The following is a 25,162-nucleotide window of genomic DNA, read 5'->3' as shown; positions in this document are numbered from 1 at the left end:
GGTATCCAATTACAACTGGATACCCTTTTATTTAAATACATGTTCTTCATACAGATATTTATCTGCTAATACGACCTCACAATTCTCTCCTTCTTCAAGGAATCTAGCAACAATCGAACAATGCGACACACCAACTATAAATAAAATACGCTCCTCAGGTGATTCAATTAAGCGAACGATATTCGAATACATAATTAAATTTCTCTTGTACCACCACGTTAACCATTCCATCCCAACATAATGACCGAAATCACCGATACGTGCCATATTTACATATAACTTATGCAGCTTATTAAATACTTCTTGATTATTCATTTCCTGATAAAACTCTAGAACACTTTTAGTATCAACTAAATTTATTTCTGGTACCAAAGTAAATATTTCTTCAAATAGATCTGGTTGATTTTCTTTCCCCCATTTATGTACATCCCAAACATCAGTAACATCATTCCCTCCCATCCAATCGATTGCATATACTTGTTTATGCTTTAAGTTTGCTGCCATTCTAAAGCCAATTTGATCTATTTCATGTAATGCCAATTCGTATACACCTAACTTATACTGTTTAAAATCTTCATTTAATTTATTCTGCTTATCTGTAATACTTTCAACTGCAATTTTTGTTGGCTCGAATTTTTGAACGATAGAAACAAGTTCTCTAATTTCAGCTTGCCTCTTATCCGACAATAATTCTTCATACTCGCTCATATGGCATGATCCAAGTATTAGAACTTTCGGTTTACTTCCTTTCATTTTCACCCTCCTTTTTTCTGACTATTCAATTATATCAAGATACACTCAATTGTAAATAATTGTATTACAAATGGAAAGGCCATCTAACTTACGATGGCCTTTCCATTTGTAACAAACTACCTCTTACTTGTATAATCACAATGCTCAACCGGCACACGAGCATGTCCCTCTTCATCCGTACACCATGATTGCGACTGGAAGGCAAGAAAGATACCGATCCATTCTTCTTCCTTTTCAAAATGAATGAGTATTCCTCCGTCTTGCCATATACCATTATCACCTTTCCATTTCTCTACATTTCCTTGATTCATATGAATATCGTGTATCCCGTTTCCTGGTTCAAAATGAAAATAAGAATCAGGTGTATTTTCTTCTGGCCCCCATCTTTCACCGAACGCATAAATAATTGCTTTTTCTTCTATCGCTCGTTTTATATAATGTTCTATTTTTTCATTTAAATCATTGTCTACTCCTGCTTTTTCAGCAGGTAAAGGAATCATTTGCTTCGAATCAAATAAATTACCTCTTACATAATCTAAAGCTACTTTCGGTTCATTGTTTTTTATTTCTGTAAAACCAAATGGTAGTGTCGGTAAAATGTGAATTGACTCTGACCGAATATCACTACTTGCAAAATATAAAACTTCCGACGGATAGCTTTGCGATTTCACGTTAATTGCAATGCGATAATCTACTTCTGCTTCACCTTGTAAATGAACTTGATAATGAGGAGTTTTCCCTTTTCCGATTTTAGATTGTATAACGGTACCTTTTAACACACCATAATTTTTTAAGGGCATACATTTCATCTCCTATTCATTTAATAGAAGCTTTTCATATTTAAAACATTATCCAATCATAAAGAAAATCCTCCTATGTTAGGAGGATTTTTAATTTCTCAACATATACCAAACAATAACCTCTACCACTACTAGCAAAATTGCACCAAAGATCATTAACGTCGTCTTCTTTAACAATTCATTTTCACGATAAGGAATGTTACATAAATACGCCCCTAGTGTAATCCGTGACGGGCAAGCAATTGTCGCTACTGATGACGCGGTGTTTTGAAGCGTTGTGACGTATTGCCATGGAAGTGCTACGTTTTGCGCAGTTTGCATTTGTAGTTTTATAAACATCGCATTTGATCCTGCATTACTACCTGTTAAAAAGCCACCGATACCACCGATAAACGGAGCAACGAAAACGAAAAATGTTCCAAATGTGTCACCAGCTGTTTTTGCTAGTAATGAATGCATGCCAGATGCACCCATTAGTTCTGAAATGGCGATAAACATTGTCGTCGTAATCGCAAAGGGAATCCATTGTTTTATTGTTTGCGTGATTGATTGTTTCATAATATGAGATGGAATACGGAAGAAAATAATAGTAAATAAGCAAGTCATACCGAGCCAAAATCCTGGTGAATATAGTAGCTCCAGTTTATAAGAGTATGATTTTAAATCAAGAACGGCATATGACCGGAACAAATCATGTAATGCTGGAACGAGGCGAGAAAGTAAAATACAAACGGTTAAGAATATATAAGGGCTAATAATTTTTATAATGGATACTTCTCTCTCCGTTGCTGCAGCATGTTCTGTCATTAGATTTTGTTCGTTTTTGCCCTTTAATTTAATGATAAGAAAGCCAAATGTAATGGTAACGATAGAACTTAATATACCTGCTAGTTCCACGCTTACGTATGCGTTAGAAAGATAGATTCCGAGAGAAAATAATAGAAAGAAACCGAATCCTTCCTTCCACTTTTCAATAACCGCCTGCCAGCCGCCAACAACATGTAAAGAAAGAATGACGAAATAGGCAAACATCGGAATGCTTAATAGTGCCGTATTTGTGCCAAGTGTTGTAAGCGGCATATTGATAAGCTGGGAACCGATAATCGTACCAGTTGCCATTGCCCCCCATGAACTAGCTAGTAAGCCGATAAACGAGAGCAGTACAGCTTGAAACGGTTTATAACCTAATGAAAGAAAAATAGGTGCTGCAACCATAAAGCCGATTCCAAATCCACTTACTGATTCAATTAGTGGGCAAATGCCAAAACACATAAGAAGCATTTGTAATAAACGATCTTGCGTCACTTCTTCTAAAAAACGCGCTACTTGGTCGATGTACCCCATTTTGTTCATGAGGTGAAATAAAAAAATACCGAAAAATAAAACGTACCCGACAATAAAACAAATTAACCATCCTTTAATCGTTGCGTGCACAGTTTCACTTATCCCTAATTGAAACATTGGCGAGAGTAAAACGATTCCAACAGACACAGCATAAGAAATTAACGAGGACCTTAATGACGTTTGTTTAAATAAAAATAAACAAATGAAAATCATCATAATTGGGATAAGTGCCAACAATATGGCCATGTTATCATCTCATTTCGTTTAAAATACAATTTTTAACTATTATATAACAGATGAAATATTTTTCAAATTTTTATAACAGATTCACAAAAGAAGACGAGTGATTAAACATATTATAATGAAAGAGATTATTTATTATGTATCCCCTGTTAAAAGAACATATATTAGTTTTTGAGACAAAGAAGTAACTCACAGCAAAAGGGTTATTGAGGTCAGTTGACCGAGTACAAAAATTTCAGGAAGGAAGATTTGTGTACAAGAGTTAATACCAGAATATAGGAAAAGGTACATATGAGTAGATAAAGAAGGTATTTTTGCGATAATGCATTAAGTATTTGGATTATACAGAGGCCAGTAGGAACACATAGAAAACGTACTGTTATGCATTAAAGTAATATTTCTTATATATATACAAGAAACTAGGAAAAATCTCAAACATATGAGACTAAAAGAGTTTGTAAGTTGGTTGCAACGTCCCTATAAAAACACAATTGAATAATTTATTACTACAGCTATTCATGAAAAAATTAGGCGTTATAGTACGAGGGCACCGAAAAAACCCATTTCATAAGAAAAAAGAGACTTTTGATAAAAATTCTTGTTTTTTAAAGTAATCACTTTTTCAGTCCCTCTATAGTACTTGGAACATTTTATTTTTTTGATTTCAACAAGAACGTTTCTTCGCTCTTACCATTCCATTTAATGGTAACTTTTATACTCTCATTTTTATCAGTTGCCATACATCCCTGGCAATCAGAGGATAAAAAAATATTTGCCCCCTTATGAATCTCTACCTTTTTAGAAGTCTGTTCAAATTTACTACTAATACTAATTTCTAAATTCTCAAATTTTGTATCTTTATCACCATTCTTATAATGAAAATCATAATTCCCATGTTCTTCATTCCCATCAATGTTTACTGAATATCTTCCTGCCCAATGTTGACTTTCTCCAGAAAAAACACTGTATTCTTTTGAGCAGCTTCCTAAAATGGGAATAAAAATTAATAAAAAAGCAATTAATTTTTTCAATGTTTTCCTCCTATAATCACAATTTTTTCTATGCCTATATAAGTTGTTGAAAAACAATCTCCCAATTTAATATTTAATTCTATATAGTAAAAGTTTTTAGACTGTCTTTAAAATCTTGTTTATTGATTTTTGCTCTCTCATATAATACGTTTAAATCTGTAATTTCATCATATTTCTTAACATCTTTAATTTTAGATTCCCCAGTAGTTTTTTTAATCGCTGGAGCATCTTGTGTTTGAGCTAAGCTAGAAGTAGGAGCAATGAAACTAGTAAAACCAATTGATAAAGCTAGACTTGCATAAAACAAACCTTTAGTTTTCTTCATAGTATTCCTCCCTAATTATAATAGCTTTGCCACAAACCCATTATATGTAATTTTTTCAAACAAAACAACAATATGTAATTAATTGGAATGTAATAATTACATATACATTTATGCTACTATCTATTTAATTATTTTAAATGATAAACAATCACTTAAAAATTAACGGAATTTTTGCTTACAAAATTTGTTTTCACGTATGGAAAACAAATTTATTGTCAATCTGCATTGCAGCTATAATAGTAAATCCTATGTATATAAAAAATCCAAATTCAGTTTTAAAAATCATATCAAAATAAAATATCTTAATAACATAGGCTCCTTTTTTGAGTACACAACAATTTATCTATTATCCTCAAAAACCGTCTGCTGGCCGACTATTTTGTCTAACAGAACAAACACAATATAAGCACATATGACTTGCAATACAACATTCCCAAATTTCATTAATTCAAATGAGTGGATCCATCGGAATAATTCATTTAACAATACAATCGAAACGATACTAAATAATTCTATACTAATCGAAAATATACATATTTCTAAAATAGATTGTTCTTGAATGCGATTTAAGTTGGAAAAGATGAATACATATCCTAAAAATAGAGCCATCAATTCTATTTTCGTCATGCTAATGAGCCAAGCGTATAGTGGTACAGTTAGAATTAGATATAGTAGTTTCCGTCTTAGCATGCTTTCTCACCCTCTGAATTATATGTATTTTCTGTATATTTTAACATTTATTACACAAAACAAAAAGAAGAGACTTATGCCTCTTCTTTTTGTTTTGTTGCCTGTATGAATTCACATATTTCTTCTCGTTTTTCATTTTCTAACAGTTCAATAATTTTACTTCCAACGACAACCCCGTCACATATTGTAATCATTTCTTCTACATGTTCCTTCGTTGAAATACCGAACCCTGCCACTACCGGTAAATGCGTATGTGATTTTACTTTTTCTAAGTAACTATGAATCTCTTCTTTAAAATTTTGACGTACGCCTGTTACGCCCGCTACTGTAACGGCGTAGACGAATCCTTCTGATTCACTCGTAATTTTTTTGATCCGCTCAATTGGGCTCGTAACAGTAACAAGTGGAATGAGCCCAATGTTTGCCTTTCGAAGTAACGGAGCAATAATGTCTTGTTCTTCATACGGTAAATCCGGAACGATAATACCGTCTACCCCTGCTTCCATACAGTTCTCGATAAATCCTTCTTTCCCGAATGCAAGTACTGGATTTAAATATGTCATGAGTACAAACGGAATTTGCACTTCTTTCCTTACCTCTATTAATGCTTGAAAAATACCTTTTACTGTCACACCGCTATCTAATGCTCTTTTCCCTGCCCTTTGAATCGTTGGGCCATCTGCGACTGGATCTGAAAACGGGATGCCGATTTCAACGATGCTTGCTCCCGCTTCGTCTAGAAAACGAATTCTTTCTTTTAATATTTCAAGGCCACCATCTCCGCCCATTACGTACGGAATAAATGCTTTCTTACCATTTTCAAATGCTGCTTTAATTCTTTCTACTCCCATTTTTTACACCTCTTCCATATAACGTTTTATACTCTCTACATCTTTATCACCACGGCCGGATAAACAAATGACAAGTCCTTCGTCTTCCTTCATTTGCGGCGCTAATTTCAATGCGTATGCAACAGCATGCGAGCTTTCTAACGCCGGGATAATCCCTTCTTTTTTTGTTAATAACTGAAACGCTTCTAACGCCTCATCATCAGTAATGGAATGATAAGAAACGCGGCCAATATCTTTTAGCAAGCTATGTTCTGGACCAACTCCCGGGTAATCAAGCCCTGCTGAAATAGAGTGCGCTTCTTGAATTTGACCTTCTTCATTTTGCAGAAGATACATCATTGATCCGTGTAAAACACCGACGCTTCCTTTCGTTAAAGTTGCTGCATGCTTTTCTGTATGAACACCTTTTCCAGCTGCTTCTACGCCGTAAAGAGCAACTTCTTCATCATGTACGAACGGATAAAACATACCCATCGCATTACTACCACCGCCAATACAAGCAACGACTGCTTCTGGTAACTTTCCTTCTAACGCCTCATATTGTTTTTTCGTTTCATTTCCAATTACACTTTGGAAATCACGAACAATTTGCGGGAATGGATGTGGTCCGAGAACAGATCCCATAATATAGTGCGTATCATGCACGTGTGAAACCCAGTAACGAAGTGCCTCGTTTACCGCATCTTTTAATGTACCGCTACCTGCCGCTACACTTTCTACTTTCGCTCCCAGTAATTCCATTCGGAACACATTTAATTTTTGACGTCTTACATCTTCTTCTCCCATAAAAATGACGCATTCTAATCCGAGTAGAGCACATACAGTAGCTGTTGCAACTCCGTGTTGTCCAGCTCCTGTTTCAGCGACAACTTTTTTCTTGCCCATTCGCACTGCAAGTAGTGCCTGACCGATTGTATTATTAATTTTATGAGCTCCTGTATGGTTCAAATCTTCACGTTTTAAATAAATCTTTGCACCACCGCAATACTTCGTCATATTTTCAGCATAATATAGCGGTGTTTCTCTTCCGACATACGTTTTTAAATATTGATTTAATTCCTTTTGAAATGCTTCATCTTGCATCGCTTCTTTATATGCTTCTTCTAGTTCTAATACAGATTGCATTAACGTTTCTGGAACGTATCGTCCTCCGTATATACCGTAGTGACCTTTTTCATCTGGATATGCGTAATTCATTTAGAACACTCCTTCGCTTTTTTAATAAATTGTTTTATTTTCTCTACATCTTTCTTTCCTTCTGTCTCTACGCCGCTACTTACATCGACCATATATGGCCGAACAGTTCGAATTGCTTCTTCTATATTAAGAGTGTTTAATCCACCAGCTAATATCGTTTTCTCTCTTAATTCTTTTGGCATATGCGCAAGTAACCCCCAAGAAAATGTCTTTCCATTTCCTCCATGAAACTTTTCCTTCGGGCTATCAAATAATATATAGTCCGTTTCATACCCTTGAGCGTTTTTCATATCACTCTCTGAAGTTACTCCTAGTGATTTTATAGACGGAATATTCAATCTTCTAATTTGATAATTGTCTTCATCCCCATGTAGTTGTACATGTGTTAACCCGCACTCATCTGCAATTTTCTGGATCATTTCTACTGATTCATTTACGAAAACACCAATTTTTAACACGTTGGCTGGAAGCTCCTGAATGATTTCTTCCGCTCTCTTTGGAGTGATTTTCCGCTTACTTTCTGCAAAAACAAATCCGAGTGCATCTGCTCCGTATTCGCAAGCACGTTTTGCTGTTTCCATATCAGTGATGCCGCAAATTTTCACTTTCATATATTCACCTTACAATCTTCAAAAAAGGTATGAATAGAAGATGCTGTCATAAGTGCTTCCCCAACTAGTACACCTTTTGCCCCAGCTCGTTTAACGCGGATTATGTCTTCTTTTGAATGAATCCCGCTCTCACTAATCCAAAGTAATTTCTCCTCATTCAATCGTTTTCCAAGCTTTTCTGTTTGACTTAAATCGACTTCGAATGTTTTTAAATTACGGTTGTTAATACCGATAACGTGCGGATTTAATTGAATTGCAATTTCTAATTCATGTTCATCATGAACTTCAACAATCGCTTCTAATCCTTTTTCTAGTACGTAGCTATATAGCTCTTGTAACTTCTCTTTCGTTAACGCTGCTACAATTAGTAAAATAATATCTGCTCCCGCTTCATACGCTCTATCGATTTGAATCTTATCAATTATGAAATCTTTACATAAAAGCGGAATGTTACTTTCTTCTCTTGCTGTTTGTAAATCATAAAATGACCCTTTAAAAAATTGACCGTCTGTTAAAACAGAAACTGCACCAGCGCCGCATTCTTCATATGTCTTCACTTGTTTTCGTACATCAACGTATAAATTAATATCTCCTTTTGATGGTGATGCTCGCTTTACTTCTGCGATGACAGTAAATTGCTCTAGAGCCTTTACAAGTGAGCGCGTTTTTCTTTTTTCTTTTACTGGTGTATATGTTTCATATAATGCCGCAACTTCCTTTTTCTTTTGATCTACAATTTTGTCTAAAATCGTCCCCACTTTAATTCACCCTTTCTAATTTTTCGTTACTTGCTGCAATTAATAAGTTTAGTTTCGCTAATGCTTTTCCAGAGTCAATGCTATGTGCTGCGAGTGTTATTCCTTCTTCAATCGTCTTTGCTTTTCCATTTGCGAAAAGAGCAAGCCCTGCATTGAATAAAACAGTATCACGATAAACACTCTTTTCTCCGCTTAATATCCCGAGCGTAATCTTTGCATTTTCTTTCGAATTCCCTCCTCTAATCTCTTCGTTCCTCACTATTGAGAATCCATATTTCTCAGGTTCAATACTCGTTTCTACTATTTCATTATCTTTTAAAATGACAACATGATTTTCTCCTTGCAATGATGCTTCATCTAAAAACCCACTTCCGTTTACAACAAGTGCTTGTTTTCTTCCTAGTTTCTGTAGTACTTGCGCAACTGGTAGTAACATATCTCGTTTATAAATGCCGACAAATTGTGTTTCTAAATTCACCGGATTCGTTAACGGTCCAATTAAGTTAAAGATCGTCGGAACGTTTAATTCTTTTCTTATTTTCATAATGCGCTTTAATGCTGGATGCATCGCTGGTGCGAATAAAAATGCGATTCCGACATGCTCTAATAAATAATCAATTTCGTTTGGCGTACTACTAATATTTACACCGAGTTCTTCTAATAAATCTGCACTTCCTGTTTTACTAGAAACAGCACGATTACCATGTTTTGCAACCTTTACGCCAGCTCCTGCCAGTACGAATGCCGATGTTGTACTAATATTAAACGTTTGGGCACCGTCACCACCCGTCCCGCAATTGTCCATCGCTCCTTGTATATGGTTCGAAAACGGTAATGCCTTTTCACGGAGAGCTCGAACGAGACCGTATATTTCTTCTGCCGTTTCACCTTTCGCTTTCAGTAATACTAGGAAAGCTGCAATTTCACTTTCCAATATGTTTTCATTTAATAAAAGAAGCCCCGCTTTATACATTTCCTCTTCTGTTAAATGTTGTCCCTCCACCAATTTACGAAGATAGTTATTCATACTCTTTCCTCCTCTTTCACTTCGCCTAAAAAGGCACGTATTAACTTTCCGCCTTCTTCTGTCGCGATTGATTCCGGATGAAACTGTAATCCGAAGAGCGGATAATAATTGTGACGAACTGCCATTATTTCTCCATCGTCCATCGCTGTCGCTAATATGTCAAAACACTGTGGCAAGCTCGTTTGTGCTGCAACAAGAGAATGATAGCGCATCGCTGTTAGCGGCTGCGTCACATATGAAAAGATTGACGTTCCGTTATGTTTCACACGCGATGTTTTTCCGTGTTTAATGCGCTCTGCTCTTACAATCTCTCCTCCAAACGCTGATATAATTGCTTGATGACCAAGGCAAATACCTAATATGGGAACGTTCTTATAAAAATGATGAATCACTTCAATACAAATGCCAGCATCCTCTGGTTTTCCTGGTCCTGGTGAAAGCACAATTCCTTTTGGGTTCATTTCTTCTAATTGTTCTATCGTTATTTGATCATTTCTTACGACAACAATCTCTTCTTCGTATTCGCCTAATAGTTGATACAAGTTATATGTGAATGAATCATAATTATCGATCAGTACAATCATTTCATTACCTCCAAAAGCGCTCTCGCTTTATTTAATGTTTCTTCATATTCAGCTACTGGATCTGAATCGTAAACGATACCCGCTCCTGCCTGAACGTATGCTTTTTCATCCTTTACAACCATCGTTCGAATGGCGAGCGCCATATCAAGATTCCCTGAAAAACTAACGTATCCAACTGCACCGGCGTACACATTTCTTTTTTCATTCTCTAGCTCATTTATAATTTCCATCGCTCTAATTTTCGGAGCACCTGATACCGTCCCCGCTGGTAAGCAATACGCTAATGCATCAAATCCGCCCATTCGTTTTCGCAATGTTCCGTAAACTTCAGATGCAATGTGCATAACATGAGAATATTTTTCTACTTTCATATATTTATCTATCGTAACTGAGCCGATTTCACTCACTCTACCAATATCGTTTCGCCCAAGATCTACAAGCATCATATGCTCCGCTCGCTCTTTCTCATTTTCTAACAGTTCTTTTTCAATCTCCGTATCTTCCTCCTTCGTTTTCCCTCTCGGTCTCGTACCGGCAATTGGATTCGTCATCACTTTATCCTCCCTTACCGATAACAAACTTTCTGGCGAAGAACCGAGTACAACATAATCTTGAAAATCGATATAAAACATATATGGTGATGGATTGGCAATTCGAAGTTTTCGATATAACGCGAATGGATCTCCAATACATTCGCTTTGCAAACGCTGAGATAATACAACTTGAAATATGTCCCCGGCCCCGATATGTTCTTTCGCCGTTTCTACCATCACGCAAAATTCTCTTTCCGTTATAGAAGAAGTGAATGATAATGTTGATTTTATTTCAGCTACTTCCGCTTCTTTTCCCTGTAGCACTTCCTCTTTGTATACTTGCAGCCTTTCGTATACTTCTTCATAATCTGCTGAATCATCTTCCCTGCATACATATACAAACGACAACTTTTGGCGTAAGTGGTCATACACGATAAACTCACGGTATAGTAAAAGATGTACTTCTGGAATATTCAATGGATCATGTAAATCTGCTCCAATGTTTTCATATTGCCGAATGACGTCATAGCCAATATATCCAACTGCTCCCCCGCAAAATGGAAAAGGACTATCTACTTGAGCTGACGCGATTATTTCTTCTAACACTTGTAGTACGTTACTTTGCAACTTTTCTGACCTACCGTAAATCGTTCGTTCCACTTCTGTACCAGCACTTTTCACTTCACCATATGGATTACAACCTAAGTAAGAATAGCGCCCTTTATCTTGATGAAGCTGTGAGCTTTCTAATAAAAATTTCTTCTTCCCTTTCATACGTCTATATAAAGAAATTGGCGTAATGCTATCTCCTTCTTCTTCAATAACTACTAAAAATGTTTTTCTTTGTTCTTTCTGTTTTATAAATTCCTCTTTTGTCATCATGCCTTTCACCTCATCCTGAAAAATAAAAAAGTCCTCTACATATCGAAAATATGTAGAGGACGATAAATATACCGCGGTACCACCTCGTGTTGGATGCAAAAGCATCCCGCTTTATTCAGGTACAAAATATATACCTTATCCTTGTAACGGCGGAACCCGGGTTGCCTACTGAAAATAATTGTTCAGCATACCTCTCGTAAGCCCATTCCGTATATGGCACCGCACCGGGCTCCCACCTATCCCCGGCTCTCTGTAACGTCTCCAATATACGTACTCTTCTTACTTAAACGATTTCATTTATTTAATTTTTTATACACAAAAAGGGAGTACTCATCCTATAGAAAGGACGGGTACTCCCGTGGTGCCACCTTAATTCGTTACGAACGTAACGCACTTTACCGTATCAAAAACAATACGTGTCTCTTGTATCGATGAGATCATGTCGCCAAAGCCTACTTCTTTCGTTTCGGTTTGGAAGCTCCGAAGCCCATTCCACATCAATTCCATACTGATTCGCACCAACCATCAGCTCTCTGACATGTTCATCATGTGTACTCTTCTTCATCAACGCTCGCATTTTTTTAAGTTGCACTCATTATAGACTTAACTTTTTTCACAAGTCAATACTTTTTAAAAAAATTTATTTTTCTCTCCTTTCAATATTATATTGACAAAACAACCTCTTTTTATGTAAATATAATAAATACTCTATTAAAAATAAGGTTTTTTGTATGAATATTATATATTAAAAAAGTAAAATGATACCAAAAAACGCTTACATTTCTGAAAATTCATATTTCTATATGGATTTTTCAGAATAATCATGATAGATTATAAATATGCATAACGCATCAAAAGACATGACAAAAGGAAGGGGAACTACATGAGTACGCAGATGTTAACTTTAACTTCTATCTCTATTTACATGCTCGGGATGTTAGTGATTGGCTATTTCGCCTATAAACGAACGTCCAACTTAACAGATTATATGCTTGGCGGGCGTACACTAGGCCCCGCAGTAACGGCATTAAGTGCTGGAGCATCCGATATGAGTGGTTGGCTTTTAATGGGGTTACCCGGTGCAATGTTTAGCGTTGGATTAAGTAGTAGTTGGATTGCGATCGGCCTGACATTAGGCGCATACGCAAACTGGCTATATGTCGCTCCTCGCTTACGTACCTACTCTGAAATTGCAAACAACTCTATTACTATCCCAGAATTTTTGGAACACCGTTTCCAAGACAAATCCCATATGCTACGCTTAGTATCTGGACTTGTTATTATGATTTTCTTTACTTTTTATGTAGCTTCAGGACTCGTTTCAGGTGCTGTATTATTTGAAAATTCATTTGGTATGAACTACCACGTTGGATTATTCATTGTAGCTGGCGTTGTTGTTGCTTACACGTTATTTGGTGGTTTCTTAGCAGTAAGTTGGACAGACTTCGTGCAAGGAATCATTATGGTAATTGCTCTTATTCTTGTTCCTACTGTTACAATTATGAATGTAAATGGACTTGGTCCAGCATTTAGCACAATTAAATCAATTGATCCAACATTATTAGACATTTTTAAAGGTACTTCTGTATTAGGTATTATTTCATTATTCGCATGGGGCCTTGGTTATGTTGGACAACCACATATTATCGTACGCTTTATGGCAATTTCTTCTGTAAAAGAAATTAAAAGTGCGCGACGAATTGGTATGAGCTGGATGATTTTCTCTGTTGTTGGAGCTATGTTTACTGGTCTTATCGGTATTGCATACTACTCAGACAAAGGATTAAAGCTATCCAATCCAGAGACAATTTTCCTTGAACTGGGGAAAATTTTATTCCACCCACTTATTACTGGATTTTTATTAGCAGCTATTTTAGCAGCTATTATGAGTACAATTTCATCTCAGTTACTCGTTACTTCTAGTGCTGTAACGGAAGACTTATATCGTACTTTCTTTAAACGTTCTGCTTCTGATAAAGAGCTTGTATTTGTCGGCCGTATGGCTGTTCTTGTTATTGCATTAGTTGGGTGTGCATTAGCGTTTAAACAAAATGATACGATTTTAGCTCTTGTTGGATACGCTTGGGCTGGATTTGGCTCTTCATTCGGACCTGCTATTTTATTAAGCTTATATTGGAAACGTATGACGAAGTGGGGCGCACTTGCTGGTATGATTTCTGGTGCCGCTACTGTTATTATATGGACGCAATTCAAATTCTTAAAAGAATTCTTATATGAAATGATTCCTGGTTTTACTATTAGTTTACTAGTAATCGTAATTGTTAGTTTACTAACACAGCCTTCAAAAGAAACTACAGAGCAATTTGAGAATTTCGAAAAACAACATAGTGATAATTTATAAAGGAAAAGCTCTGCTGTTATCGTATCAGCAGAGCTTTCTTTTTTCTCAAAGTTCGACAATCTTCTGCTCGAATTTAACAATTTCTTTATGTTTCATTAAATTAAACGTAACACTACTCCTTTATAGTAGTACTATCAGCACTTATACAGAAAGGGGACTCCAACATGTTAGCAGCTTTCCAGCAACAACAAACACGAAAATTTTCACCTATCACCAATACTTCTGCGTCTTGTTTGAACATACAACCTAATCCACCTAAAATTTCAATCGCTCCTTCTGTTATTTCAGTCATCGGTGTTCATATGGAAAAAAATAAGTTAAAAATAAGAACTGACCAAAGCACTGAGTTGTCCGCCACTGTTTTGCCAGTACAAGCAACCAATAACGAACTTATTTGGACAAATATGAATGCTGATGTTATCACACTGTATCCAAAAGGTGATACAGTAACGATTACTGGAAAAAGTGCAGGTAGAGCAGTCGTAATTGTTACAACTGCTGAAGGTAAGTTCAGGGACCTATGTATCATTCATGTACAACCTTATATGACAAACCCAAAGTAAAAGAGTGGCTATGAAGCCACTCTTTTACTTTATTTCAATGTGTAGATTTTTACTTGTAACGAGATTGATAAATTGCTCTTTATCTTTAGGAGAAATAATTTCTGTTTGATGTGCACCATAAACAATTTCAAGTCGATCAAATGACAATGCATGGGCTGCTATTGGATTTTTTGTATTTAAAATTTGTTTTATATCTCGTATCAATATGCGCTTTTTCACGAAACCGGATCTAATAGTAATTGTTTCTTCTCCAACAATGTATTTTGTTGAAAACCAACTCCACATCAATAAGATAGATAATGGGATTGTGAAAAACAAAAGAAAATATTCCCTTCCTGCAAATATTGGAGCAAAACACGCTCCAATGATAACGAAAAAAATCGGATATAACCAGGCATCTTTTTTTGATAGAAACTCCATTTCCCTCCCCCTTCTACGCCCGTATTTCTATAAAACAAAAAGAGAAGTATCACAACTTCTCTTTTCTCTCTTAACATTATAATTCCTGTGTATAAACAGGCTCGTTTACGACATTTTTTGCTGTTCTTTTTTGTTGCTGCAATAAGAAAACAGACACACCAAACAATACGAGCATGCTACCGATCATTTGCATTGCATTTAATCTTTCCCCAAGTAAGAAGAATGCTAGTATAGATGCTCCAACTGGTTCCCCTAAAATACTCATCGATATTGTTGTTGCATTTACGTAGTTTAATAACCAATTATTAATGACATGTGACACTGTCGGCACAACAGCAAGTAAAAGAAACACGGTCCAATCCCACTTCGTATAACCTGTAAAAGGCACTTGCAGTACTATATTATACATTCCCATAAAAATACCTGCGAATGCAAAAACTGTAAAGCTGTAAATCCAGTGTGATACTTTCTTTACTGTCGTTTGGCCGATAAATAAATAACCGACAACTGCTATTACACTTAAAAAGGATAATATATCGCCATAAATTGCTTGTTCACTTAGTCCTAAATCTCCCCAACCAATACACACTACACCTAATATCGCAATTCCCATTGTCGCAATGGCTGAGTATGTTGTTCTTTCTTTAAATAAGAAAAAACCGCCAACTAAAGATACGATTGGTTGAAGCGCTAAAATAATTGTCGAACTCGCAACTGTTGTATGTTTTAAAGATTCAAACCATAAAAGAAAATGAAGTGCTAAAAAGAAACCAGATCCAATTAAAAATCCCCAATCTTTTATTTGAATCTTACTAAACTCTTCCCGTTTTTTCCAAACGATAGGCAGCATTATAAGTACAATAATCCATAAGCGATACATACTTAATATGGAAGATGGTGCTGAGGACATCTTTACAAAAACTGCTGCGAATGAAATGGCTATAATGGAAATAGCTAATGGTAGCGCGATTGACCTTTCTTGTTTCAAATTCCGTCTCCCCTCTCACCTGTCAAAAATCCCACTTCATTATATCCGTTTTCTTTCCTAACTTAAATACTAATTTTTTAGATTCTTCGTACCATTATGGTAAAATAGAAACGAAAGCACCTATTAGTGAATATTTCTTTCTTTTTCACTACAAGCGTCGCTCTTACAATTATTACAGTAAATTTTTATTTAGGGGGATCTACATGAATCAAACAATTGGGAGAATTGAAGAGATTTCATTTTATAGTGCATCACTTCAAGAAGATGTTACACTTCTCGTTTACTTACCGGTAAATTACACACCGCTGCACAAACATACAGTTGTCATTGCACAAGATGGCAGAGATTATTTTCAGCTTGGTAAAGCACACCGTGTAATTGAGCGCCTTCGTGAAACTGAAGAAATTGACCGTACAATTATTGTCGGTATTCCATATAAAAATGTACACGATCGTAAAGAAAAATATTTCCCAAACGAAGTAAAAAACGCTGCTTATATTCGTTTCCTTGCTCATGAACTTGCGCCATATATCGATGAAAATTATCCAACATACCAAATGGGAAAAGGTCGCGTGTTAATTGGTGACTCTCTTGGCGGAACAGTTTCCTTTATGACCGCACTTATGTATCCGCATACATTCGGTAAAGTTGTTATGCAATCACCATTTGTGGATAAAACAGTGATGAATTTAGCGAAAGAATTCAAAAATCCGGAGGCGCTAGAACTTTACCACGTCATTGGAACAGAAGAAACAGCTGTAAAGCGCACGGATGGACAAGTATCTGATTTCGTAGGGCCGAACCGTGAGCTTCATACGCTTCTGATAGATAGAAATTTCATCACGCATTACGAGGAGTTTGAAGGTAATCATACGTGGAAATATTGGCAAACTGATTTACCGAAAGCTTTCTCTCATATGCTATCAATGAAATAATAGAGAGCAGTATTCAGAATAATTTGATATAATAGATTAAGAGAGTTATTTTCTCAAAATCTAACTAGACTTACAAAGGGAGGAATTGGAACATGAAATTAGGCATTGTAATTTTTCCATCTAAAATGATTCAAGATAAAGCGAACGGATTGCGTAAACGTTATGATCCGCACTACGCATTAGTTCCGCCACATATTACATTGAAAACACCCTTTGAGACGCAAGATGAACAATTAGAATCGATTGTAAACGAGTTACATACAATCGCAAGTAAAACGAACCCTTTCACCCTTCATGTTGGAAAAGTTGGTTCATTCGCACCTGTTAATAATGTTATTTATTTTAAAGTAGAAAAAACACCTGAACTTACTTTCTTAAATGAGGAAATGCATAGCGGATTCTTTACACAAGAACGCGAATACGCTTTTGTACCTCATTTAACAATTGGACAAGGCTTATCAGATGCAGAGCATGCTGATGTACTAGGTCGATTACGTATGAAAGATTTCTATTACGAACAACCAATTGACCGCTTCCACCTTCTATATCAATTAGAAAACGGAACATGGACTGTACACGAAACATTCCGCCTTGGAAAGGGGAACAACTAATTTGCATGCACAGATCGTACAAACAGAGGAACAACTAAGAGATGCATTCTCTGTACGTAAGCAAGTATTTGTGAAGGAACAGCAAGTTTCTGCCGAAGAAGAGTATGATGAGTTTGAAGAAACTTCCATACACGTTGTTATATATGATAATGATGTTCCCGTTGGTGCTGGGCGTTTTCGCACCATTGATGGAATAGGAAAAATGGAACGCATTTGCGTACTAGCTTCCCATAGAAAAAAAGGCATCGGAAAAATTGTTATGAATGCACTTGAAGCATATGCGAAGGAAAACTCGCTACCAAAATTGAAGCTGCATGCTCAAACACATGCTGAAGATTTCTATAAGAAACTTGGATATGTAACGAATTCTGATGTATTTATGGAAGCAAATATTCCTCACATCGTTATGATAAAAGAATTGTAATTTGAAAACAGGAGGTATCCCCTCCTGTTTTTTACATTGCTATTTTCTTTTTCTTCCGCTAAAGTTAAATGTTGATGCTATAGTTTTGAAGGTGAATATATGACACAAGAAAAATTTTCACAAAAATCATTAACGCACGCTGATATTCCACGTGCAACATATCATATCCCAAAAACATCTACCCATTTAATTATGGAAGAAGATGCAGATGCGGCGTATTTCCGCGCTCTCGAACAGCAAAATGTATTTTTAAATGAAAAACAATTAGAAGCCGTACGAACGACAGAAGGCCCTGTTCTTACACTGGCTGGTGCCGGAAGCGGGAAAACATCTGTTTTAACAACTCGCGTCGGTTATTTAGTAAATGTAAAACAAGTTCATCCGCGAAATATTTTATTACTTACATTTACACAAAAAGCGGCTGAAGAAATCCGAAATCGTGTAGCGAATTTACCGGGTATGAATCATGCTGCAAGTAGCTACGTTGTTGCTGGTACATTCCACTCTGTCTTTTTAAAATTGCTTCGTAGTCAAGGATATAATCAGCAAATTTTAGCAAACGAAAAACATAAACAAATTATGATAAAGAAAATTTTAAAAGAATTGCGTTTAAAAGACGATTATGATGCTGAAACGATGCTCGCGATGATTTCACTTGAGAAAAACAAATTAAATCGTCCGAAAGATGTAAAAGCAAAAACACCCGTTGAACAAGAATTTAAAGAAGTATACGAGCGTTTTGAAGAAGTGAAACAACGATATAATTATATTGATTTCGATGACATCTTATTAGAAACATATTATATGTTAGAAAATAACGCTCCTTTGCTTACCCAATTACAACAACGTTTCCACTATATTGAAGTAGATGAGTTCCAAGATACATCGTATGCTCAATATGAAATTGTAAAATTGTTAGCTTCGCCAAGAAATAATTTATTTATCGCAGGTGATGACGATCAAGCTATATACGGCTGGCGAGGAGCAAGTCACCAAATTATTTTATCTTTTCCAAAAGAATTTGATAACACTACGATTATCGCCCTTAATACGAATTATCGATCCAATCCTTTTATTGTCGGACTTGGAAATGAAGTTATCAAACTAAATCAAGAAAGGTTTGATAAAGAGCTATATTCTGTTCGTGAAGAAGGTGTACAACCTTTTTATGCAAGACCGGCTACGACTCTTGATGAAGCAAATCAAATTTTGCAGCTCATTCAAGAAAAAGTAGATAGTGGTGAACGAAACTATAAAGATTTTTGTTTACTGTATCGCACACATTCTGTAAGCCGTTCGTTACTTGATCAGCTTACCATTCATAAAATCCCGTTTATTAAGCACGGTGCGAGTCAGTCATTTTATGAACATTCTTTAATTAAGCCTGTATTGGATCATTTACGACTAGTAATTGAACCATTTCGATTAGAATCACTTTCAAACATATTACCAACGATGTATATCGGGCGTGATGATTGTATTTCATTTATTGAACGTGAACAATGGAAATATGGTGAAGGCCGTTTCCCTTCTCTTCTTCATTTCTTATTATTAAATCCGAACTTAAAACCTTTTCAAGTGAAAAAGGTAAATGAGCGTATCGATTTTATTAAATTTATAAAAGAATTAGAACCGAAAAAAGCATTAAAAGAAATTATTCATGGTAAAGGAAAGTATTTAGAGTACTTACAAAGTAACGATCGTTCTTCCTTTACGATGCATAAAGATATACAAGAAGAAATGTTAGAAGAATTAATGGAGTCAGCAAATCGTTTCACCGACATTCCAGCTTATTTACAATTTATTGATGAAGCCATTCAAGGGCAAAAAGAAATGGAAGCATTAAAAACAATGCCGCAAAAAGATGCTGTTTCGCTTATGTCTATTCATAACGCAAAAGGCCTTGAATTTCCATGTGTCTTTTTACTCGGGGCGAGCGATGGTATTCTGCCTCATACTTCTTCTTTAAAAGATGCAAACGATCGTGTTACAGAGACTTCTGAAGCTTTAGAAGAAGAACGCCGACTACTTTATGTCGCAATTACACGTGCGAAAGAAGAATTGTACATTTCCTCTCCGCAATTTTTTAGAGGAAAAAAATTAGATATATCTCGCTTTTTGTATACTGTGCGAAAAGATTTACCTGAAAAGACATCCACGAAATAAGGATGTCTTTTTTTATATTGCAATATGTACATCCCTCCTATATAAATTCCTCTTTTTATCATAAGAATTAACGTAATATCAACCATATCCCACTCATATTGTAATAGTGTATGTCAGAACTCATGAGAAGGAGTGAACATAATGAGCTGCAATTGTAACGAAGATCATCAACATGATTTTGATTTCAACTGTGTATCTAATGTCGTTCGTTTTATACATGAACTACAAGAATGTGCAACGACAACATGCGGATCTGGTTGTGAAGTCCCCTTTTTAGGAGCACATAATAGCGCATCAGTAGCAAATACACGTCCTTTTATTTTATACACAAAAGCCGGAACACCATTTGAAGCATTCGCGCCATCTGCAAGCCTTTCTAGCTGCCAATCTCCAATTTTCCGTGTCGAGAGTATAGATGATGATGATTGCGCTGTATTGCGTGTATTAACTGTAGTATTAGGTGATACTTCTCCTGTGCCACCTGGTGACGACCCAATCTGTACGTTTTTGGCTGTACCAAATGCAAGATTAATATCGACCAACACTTGTCTTACTGTTGATTTAAGTTGCTTCTGCGCTATTCAATGCTTACGTGATGTTACGATTTAAATCTAAATAATGAGTTAAGCATGGATTGGGTGGCAGAATTATCTGCCACCCAATCCATGCTTAAAGAGTATTATTATGTAAATTTATTAAAATTGGGAACTTGTCTAGAACATAGAACCTGTCCTTTTCATTAACTGAAAGTAGAAACAGATAAAGGAGTGAAAAACATGTTCTCTTCTGATTGCGAATTTACGAAAATTGATTGCGAGGCAAAACCAGCTAGTACACTACCTGCCTTCGGTTTTGCTTTCAACGCGTCTGCACCTCAGTTCGCTTCACTATTTACACCACTACTATTACCTAGCGTCAGTCCAAACCCAAATATTACTGTTCCTGTAATAAATGATACGGTAAGTGTCGGAGATGGCATTCGAATTCTACGAGCTGGTATTTATCAAATCAGTTATACATTAACAATTAGTCTTGATAATGTACCTACTGCACCAGAAGCTGGTCGTTTCTTCTTATCATTAGGTACGCCAGCTAACATTATTCCTGGATCAGGTACAGCAGTTCGTTCTAACGTTATTGGTACTGGCGAAGTAGACGTATCCAGCGGTGTTATTCTTATTAACTTAAACCCTGGTGACTTAATTCGAATTGTACCAGTTGAGTTAATAGGAACTGTAGACGTTCGTGCTGCAGCATTAACAGTTGCACAAATTAGCTAGTAAAAAGCGGTATTTCACCTTTGAAATACCGCTTTTTATGTATAATAAAAAACACTCACGGTAACATGAGTGTTTCATTCTTCATAGTGTTTTATTGTATTCTTCTTTTTCCCACAATTACATCCCTTTTTCTTCACAAACCCTTGTTGTTGCAATTGTTCTTGATATGCCTGTTGTTGTGCATGGTGCTGTTGCTGTATATTATACCATTGCTGCAGGTCATATGAATTTTGCCTTGGATTATTGCTCACAGCAAACATCTCCTCTACTGTCAATTCTGTCTATTTACTATATGAACAACTCTTTATTTCCGTTCCCTCATTCTTTTAAACTCCGCTTTTTCTCTTAGTATGAAAATATATTATTCTCCCATAAAATATCCTGTAATCGTTTCAATGATTGCTGCTGCTCCTGCAATAGCTAATAACGCAAGTAACGGTTCTGCAACGATAGGGATCCAATTATATAACACTAATAAAAAAGCACTAACCCATACACCTGTACACCAATAACAGCTTAATAATTCGCCAATCCACTTTCTTAATCCTTTACCTTTTACTTTTGTAAAAGTTGATACACTTCCATCCGGCTCTGTAATCTCTAATTCGTCAATAAACGGTCTTCGCAAAAAAGCTGTAATTTTATCATAAACAATTAAACGGGTGAGCCTAAAAGCAGCTAACGCGAAAATAAAAAATAAAAGCCAACTTGTAAACAGCATAATTCCACCTTCCCTTATCTTCTTTCGCCTATTTAAAAAAAAAGGTCTTGAGATTGTGACCAAATCTCCTCGACTCCAATATCTTATTAATGTAAATACAAACAAGAAGATAAGGAGTGACATTAATGAGTTGTAACGAAAATAAACACCATAGCTCTTCTCATTGTGTAGTTGACGTTGTAAAATTCATCAATGAACTACAAGATTGTTCTACTACTACGTGTGGATCTGGTTGTGAAATTCCATTTTTAGGTGCACACAACACTGCATCAGTAGCAAATACACGCCCTTTTATTTTATACACAAAAACTGGAGAACCTTTTGAAGCATTTGCACCATCATCAAGCCTTACTAGCTGCCGATCTCCAATTTTCCGTGTGGAAAGCGTAGATGATGATAGCTGTGCTGTGCTACGTGTATTAAGTGTAGTATTAGGTGACGGTACTTCGATACCACCTGGTGACGATCCAATTTGTACGTTTTTAGCTGTACCAAATGCAAGATTAATATCTACCACTACTTGCATTACTGTAGATTTAAGCTGTTTCTGTGCGATTCAATGCTTACGCGACGTTTCTATCTAATAAGTGAAGTAAACTAAAAAACTATTGGGGTGGTAGAAGATTTCTACCACCTTTACATATTTAAAAGCCAGCCATACTAATTGATTGGATATCATCTATAGACAACTTAATATCTCGCATGCTATTTGGTGGCATAATCGCTACAATTCCATTACGATACGATATGATTGATCCAACATATGAGACTGTAGCTGTTTTTATTCTGCACCTTACTTTCGGAATATAATGAGGGCGATTTAATAAAAAATGAATTTTCTCTTCATTATTCATATCCTTAAATGATTTATTATACGGGACAGTTCTCACTGGTTCTTTCTGTTTCTGTTCCAGTTCCTCTTCTTCTTCTATTTTCTCTTCTACTTGTTGCTCTTGTTGCTCTTCTTGTTCTTCTATTACCTCTTCCACCGCACTACTTACAACATTTTCGTTTCTATTACTTTCCTCTTTTTGATCCTCATTTTCAAAGTTTGTTAAAATAATTCTTTTTATTTTCGGTGCAGCAAGTTCCAAACTTACTTGTGCAATATATAACAACGGTTTTCCAACTGTTGAACTTTTATTTTTATTCTTCACACTCGTCCCTCCCACTTCCATACGTAGCTGGATAAATCGTGTACTATTATAGTTATATTCATCACATGGTAAGAACTTTCGTTAAAAATCGTTCTTTCCAGGAACAAATAAAAAGGACAATCTCAACATGTAGAGATTGTCCTTTAACAGTTCATATTATAATTATCCTAAGATATGATACCCTGAATCAACGTGAATGTTTTCTCCTGTTACGCCGCGTGCTAAATCACTGAATAAGAATACTGCTGTATCCCCAACTTCTTCTGGAGTTGTTGTACGACGAAGTGGTGCGCGCTCCTCAATTTCTCTTAAGATTGAGTTAAAGTCGCCTACACCTTTTGCAGATAACGTACGAATTGGACCTGCAGAAATAGCGTTAACGCGAATGCCATGTTGGCCTAAATCGTTCGCTAAATATTTCACGCTCGCTTCTAATGAAGCTTTCGCAACACCCATAACGTTATAGTTTTTCACAACGCGCTCGCCGCCAAGATATGTTAACGTTAAAATATTTCCGCCTTCTGTCATTACTTTCTTCGCTTCTCTTGCTACAGCTGTTAAAGAGAATGCACTAATATTTTGTGCAAGTAAAAATCCATCGCGAGAAGTATCTACAAATTCACCTTTTAAGTCGTCACGATTTGCAAAAGCAATACAATGTGCTACACCGTGAATTGTACCAACTTCTTGTTTGATTGTTTCAAAGCAAGCTGTAAGTTCTTCATCATTTGTTACATCACAAGGTAATACAAGTGACTCTTGTCCTTCTAATGTATCCGCTAATTCACGAACGTTTTTCTCTAAACGTTCTCCTGCATATGTGAAGATTAATTTTGCACCTGCATTATGCAAAGAGCGAGCAATTCCCCATGCAATACTTCTTTGGTTCGCAACGCCCATAACAACAAATGTTTTCCCTTGTAATAGTTCCATGATATATCCTCCCAGAAATACTTATACTTGTTATTAGTACCTGATACTATAATTATAGTAACATAAAACCTCTTAAAGGCAAACAAAAAAGTCATTAACTTAAAATTGTTAATGACTTTTTGTTTCTATAAAAAAACGCTCTAATCCTTCTTCCCAAGAAGGCATTTGTAAAAAACCATTTAATCGCAGCATGTTATGTTGGAAAATAGAATATTTTGGTCTCGCTGCCGCCGATCCAAATTCTTCAGTTGAAACCGGTAATACATCCACTTTCATATTTGCATACGAAAATATTTTCTTTGCAAATTCAAACCAAGAACATGATCCTCTATTGGATACGTGATACGTACCGTATAAAGAAGTATGGATGAGCTTATTAATCATTACATTTAAATCCGCCACATACGTAGGAGAACCGATTTGATCCGCTACAACAGATACTTCTTCTCTTTCTCTCCCTAATCGCATCATCGTTTTCACAAAATTATTTCCATACTTACCATACAACCATGATGTACGAACGATAAAGTATTTATTATGTAACTCTTTGACGAACTGCTCTCCCGCATATTTAGAAGCCCCGTATATATTGATCGGCGCCGGATTATGAAATTCATCGTACCCTTCCGGTCTATCACCTTGAAATACATAATCCGTACTAATATAAACTAACTTTGCCTCCACTAATTGTGAGGCAACTGCTACATTTCGAGCCCCTATTGCATTTATTCTATAAGCAAGATCTCGTTCTTTCTCAGCTTGATCAACCTTCGTATACGCTGCACAATGAATAATGATATGTGGCCTTATTTTTTGTACCACTTGCTGCACTTTGGATATATTTGTTATATCTAGTAACTTTTTATCAAATGGATATATGTCATATTCTTCAGGATTTAACTCTTCTTGTAGTTGCTTTCCCAATTGACCATTTGCTCCTGTTATGATAATTCGTTCTCTCATTTATATGCCC

Annotated in this window: 29 protein-coding genes and 2 other annotated features; of the genes, 9 read left to right on the top strand and 20 right to left on the bottom strand. The window is 36.0% G+C overall.

Annotated features, from left to right (window positions below):
• Positions 1–27 precede the first annotated feature (27 nt).
• From MR070_RS16980 to trpE, 13 genes are all read right to left on the bottom strand, one after another.
• Positions 28–753 carry a DUF5694 domain-containing protein gene (locus MR070_RS16980; protein ID WP_242261675.1) on the bottom strand — a complete coding sequence of 242 codons (726 nt, stop codon included), beginning with the start codon at positions 751–753 and terminating at the stop codon, positions 28–30.
• A gap of 116 nt (positions 754–869) precedes the next feature.
• Positions 870–1,553: a DUF2278 family protein gene (locus tag MR070_RS16975; RefSeq protein WP_242261674.1), complete on the bottom strand. Its 684-nt coding sequence runs from the start codon at positions 1,551–1,553 to the stop codon at positions 870–872.
• Positions 1,554–1,643: 90 nt separating this feature from the next.
• Positions 1,644–3,143 (bottom strand): L-lactate permease, encoded by a 1,500-nt coding sequence (locus tag MR070_RS16970; protein ID WP_242261673.1) that lies wholly within the window; start codon positions 3,141–3,143, stop codon positions 1,644–1,646.
• 647 nt (positions 3,144–3,790) lie between these two features.
• A complete protein-coding gene (locus tag MR070_RS16965; protein ID WP_242261672.1) occupies positions 3,791–4,171 on the bottom strand; it encodes a hypothetical protein in 381 nt (126 codons plus the stop codon).
• A 79-nt stretch (positions 4,172–4,250) separates the two neighbouring features.
• On the bottom strand, positions 4,251–4,496 hold the full coding sequence (locus tag MR070_RS16960) for a hypothetical protein (RefSeq protein ID WP_044792744.1): 246 nt from the start codon (positions 4,494–4,496) through the stop codon (positions 4,251–4,253).
• A 339-nt stretch (positions 4,497–4,835) separates the two neighbouring features.
• Positions 4,836–5,186: a DUF4029 domain-containing protein gene (locus MR070_RS16955; protein WP_242261671.1), complete on the bottom strand. Its 351-nt coding sequence runs from the start codon at positions 5,184–5,186 to the stop codon at positions 4,836–4,838.
• A 74-nt stretch (positions 5,187–5,260) separates the two neighbouring features.
• Positions 5,261–6,037 (bottom strand): tryptophan synthase subunit alpha, encoded by a 777-nt coding sequence (gene trpA, locus MR070_RS16950; protein WP_242261670.1) that lies wholly within the window; start codon positions 6,035–6,037, stop codon positions 5,261–5,263.
• 3 nt (positions 6,038–6,040) lie between these two features.
• Complete coding sequence (trpB, locus tag MR070_RS16945) at positions 6,041–7,234, bottom strand: tryptophan synthase subunit beta (protein WP_242261669.1); 1,194 nt, start codon at positions 7,232–7,234, stop codon at positions 6,041–6,043.
• On the bottom strand, positions 7,231–7,845 hold the full coding sequence (gene trpF / locus MR070_RS16940; RefSeq protein WP_242261668.1) for an N-(5'phosphoribosyl)anthranilate isomerase: 615 nt from the start codon (positions 7,843–7,845) through the stop codon (positions 7,231–7,233). The genes trpB and trpF overlap by 4 nt, the downstream gene beginning before the upstream one ends.
• A complete protein-coding gene (gene trpC / locus MR070_RS16935) occupies positions 7,842–8,603 on the bottom strand; it encodes an indole-3-glycerol phosphate synthase TrpC (RefSeq protein WP_242261667.1) in 762 nt (253 codons plus the stop codon). The genes trpF and trpC overlap by 4 nt, the downstream gene beginning before the upstream one ends.
• Before the next feature lies 1 nt (position 8,604).
• Complete coding sequence (gene trpD, locus MR070_RS16930; RefSeq protein WP_242261666.1) at positions 8,605–9,630, bottom strand: anthranilate phosphoribosyltransferase; 1,026 nt, start codon at positions 9,628–9,630, stop codon at positions 8,605–8,607.
• Positions 9,627–10,214: an aminodeoxychorismate/anthranilate synthase component II gene (locus MR070_RS16925; RefSeq protein ID WP_000636349.1), complete on the bottom strand. Its 588-nt coding sequence runs from the start codon at positions 10,212–10,214 to the stop codon at positions 9,627–9,629. Before MR070_RS16925 ends, trpD begins: the two co-directional genes overlap by 4 nt.
• Positions 10,211–11,629 carry an anthranilate synthase component I gene (gene trpE / locus MR070_RS16920; protein ID WP_242261665.1) on the bottom strand — a complete coding sequence of 473 codons (1,419 nt, stop codon included), beginning with the start codon at positions 11,627–11,629 and terminating at the stop codon, positions 10,211–10,213. Before trpE ends, MR070_RS16925 begins: the two co-directional genes overlap by 4 nt.
• Before the next feature lie 52 nt (positions 11,630–11,681).
• Positions 11,682–11,926, bottom strand: a binding site (T-box leader).
• A 42-nt stretch (positions 11,927–11,968) separates the two neighbouring features.
• Positions 11,969–12,206 (bottom strand) — a binding site (T-box leader).
• A 306-nt stretch (positions 12,207–12,512) separates the two neighbouring features.
• Here trpE and putP point away from each other — a divergent pair.
• Both putP and MR070_RS16910 read left to right on the top strand, forming a co-directional pair.
• Complete coding sequence (gene putP / locus MR070_RS16915; RefSeq protein ID WP_242261664.1) at positions 12,513–13,991, top strand: sodium/proline symporter PutP; 1,479 nt, start codon at positions 12,513–12,515, stop codon at positions 13,989–13,991.
• 164 nt (positions 13,992–14,155) lie between these two features.
• Positions 14,156–14,554, top strand: coding sequence for an Ig-like domain-containing protein (locus MR070_RS16910; protein ID WP_242261663.1), 399 nt, complete (start codon positions 14,156–14,158; stop codon positions 14,552–14,554).
• A gap of 24 nt (positions 14,555–14,578) precedes the next feature.
• On the opposite strand, the gene MR070_RS16905 is transcribed toward MR070_RS16910, so the two are convergent.
• The gene (locus MR070_RS16905; protein WP_242261662.1) at positions 14,579–14,974 is read right to left on the bottom strand and encodes a PH domain-containing protein; all 396 of its coding nucleotides are present in this window, start codon (positions 14,972–14,974) and stop codon (positions 14,579–14,581) included.
• A 76-nt stretch (positions 14,975–15,050) separates the two neighbouring features.
• Complete coding sequence (locus MR070_RS16900) at positions 15,051–15,962, bottom strand: DMT family transporter (RefSeq protein ID WP_242261661.1); 912 nt, start codon at positions 15,960–15,962, stop codon at positions 15,051–15,053.
• Between the two features lie 203 nt (positions 15,963–16,165).
• On the opposite strand from MR070_RS16900, the gene MR070_RS16895 reads away from it, so the two are divergent.
• The 6 genes from MR070_RS16895 (at position 16,166) to exsF (ending at position 21,378) form a co-directional block, all read left to right on the top strand.
• Entirely contained in the window at positions 16,166–16,897 is a 732-nt protein-coding gene (locus tag MR070_RS16895; protein ID WP_242261660.1) for an alpha/beta hydrolase, read from the top strand.
• A 92-nt stretch (positions 16,898–16,989) separates the two neighbouring features.
• Positions 16,990–17,508 carry a YjcG family protein gene (locus MR070_RS16890; RefSeq protein WP_000765876.1) on the top strand — a complete coding sequence of 173 codons (519 nt, stop codon included), beginning with the start codon at positions 16,990–16,992 and terminating at the stop codon, positions 17,506–17,508.
• A gap of 1 nt (position 17,509) precedes the next feature.
• Positions 17,510–17,932: a GNAT family N-acetyltransferase gene (locus MR070_RS16885; RefSeq protein ID WP_242261659.1), complete on the top strand. Its 423-nt coding sequence runs from the start codon at positions 17,510–17,512 to the stop codon at positions 17,930–17,932.
• A 99-nt stretch (positions 17,933–18,031) separates the two neighbouring features.
• Positions 18,032–20,098, top strand: coding sequence for an ATP-dependent helicase (locus tag MR070_RS16880; RefSeq protein ID WP_000191172.1), 2,067 nt, complete (start codon positions 18,032–18,034; stop codon positions 20,096–20,098).
• Between the two features lie 141 nt (positions 20,099–20,239).
• Positions 20,240–20,707 (top strand): spore coat protein CotY, encoded by a 468-nt coding sequence (gene cotY, locus MR070_RS16875; RefSeq protein WP_001277715.1) that lies wholly within the window; start codon positions 20,240–20,242, stop codon positions 20,705–20,707.
• 167 nt (positions 20,708–20,874) lie between these two features.
• On the top strand, positions 20,875–21,378 hold the full coding sequence (exsF, locus tag MR070_RS16870) for an exosporium protein ExsF (RefSeq protein WP_000492941.1): 504 nt from the start codon (positions 20,875–20,877) through the stop codon (positions 21,376–21,378).
• Between the two features lie 74 nt (positions 21,379–21,452).
• Here the strand turns inward: exsF and MR070_RS16865 are convergent, their stop codons facing one another.
• Together MR070_RS16865 and MR070_RS16860 are read right to left on the bottom strand one after the other, a co-directional pair.
• Positions 21,453–21,638: a hypothetical protein gene (locus MR070_RS16865; protein WP_003266501.1), complete on the bottom strand. Its 186-nt coding sequence runs from the start codon at positions 21,636–21,638 to the stop codon at positions 21,453–21,455.
• Positions 21,639–21,739: 101 nt separating this feature from the next.
• Positions 21,740–22,099 (bottom strand): DUF1360 domain-containing protein, encoded by a 360-nt coding sequence (locus tag MR070_RS16860; protein WP_000899662.1) that lies wholly within the window; start codon positions 22,097–22,099, stop codon positions 21,740–21,742.
• 125 nt (positions 22,100–22,224) lie between these two features.
• Between MR070_RS16860 and exsY the strand changes: the two genes are divergently transcribed.
• Positions 22,225–22,683, top strand: a complete 459-nt coding sequence (exsY, locus tag MR070_RS16855) for an exosporium assembly protein ExsY (RefSeq protein WP_044792732.1) — start codon at positions 22,225–22,227, stop codon at positions 22,681–22,683.
• A 60-nt stretch (positions 22,684–22,743) separates the two neighbouring features.
• Here exsY and MR070_RS16850 read toward each other — a convergent pair whose 3' ends face one another.
• The 3 genes from MR070_RS16850 to rfbD all read right to left on the bottom strand — a co-directional run bounded on the left by MR070_RS16850 (position 22,744) and on the right by rfbD (position 25,152).
• The gene (locus tag MR070_RS16850; RefSeq protein WP_113711178.1) at positions 22,744–23,277 is read right to left on the bottom strand and encodes a spore coat CotO family protein; all 534 of its coding nucleotides are present in this window, start codon (positions 23,275–23,277) and stop codon (positions 22,744–22,746) included.
• Between the two features lie 141 nt (positions 23,278–23,418).
• Positions 23,419–24,189 carry an enoyl-ACP reductase FabI gene (fabI, locus tag MR070_RS16845; protein ID WP_242261658.1) on the bottom strand — a complete coding sequence of 257 codons (771 nt, stop codon included), beginning with the start codon at positions 24,187–24,189 and terminating at the stop codon, positions 23,419–23,421.
• Between the two features lie 108 nt (positions 24,190–24,297).
• Positions 24,298–25,152 carry a dTDP-4-dehydrorhamnose reductase gene (gene rfbD / locus MR070_RS16840; RefSeq protein ID WP_242261657.1) on the bottom strand — a complete coding sequence of 285 codons (855 nt, stop codon included), beginning with the start codon at positions 25,150–25,152 and terminating at the stop codon, positions 24,298–24,300.
• Between the last annotated feature and the right edge of the window lie 10 nt (positions 25,153–25,162).

The sequence above is a fragment of the Bacillus cereus group sp. BfR-BA-01453 genome (assembly GCF_022662915.1).
Lineage (GTDB): Bacteria > Bacillota > Bacilli > Bacillales > Bacillaceae_G > Bacillus_A > Bacillus_A paranthracis.
This window is presented reverse-complemented; position numbering and strand designations above follow the sequence as displayed.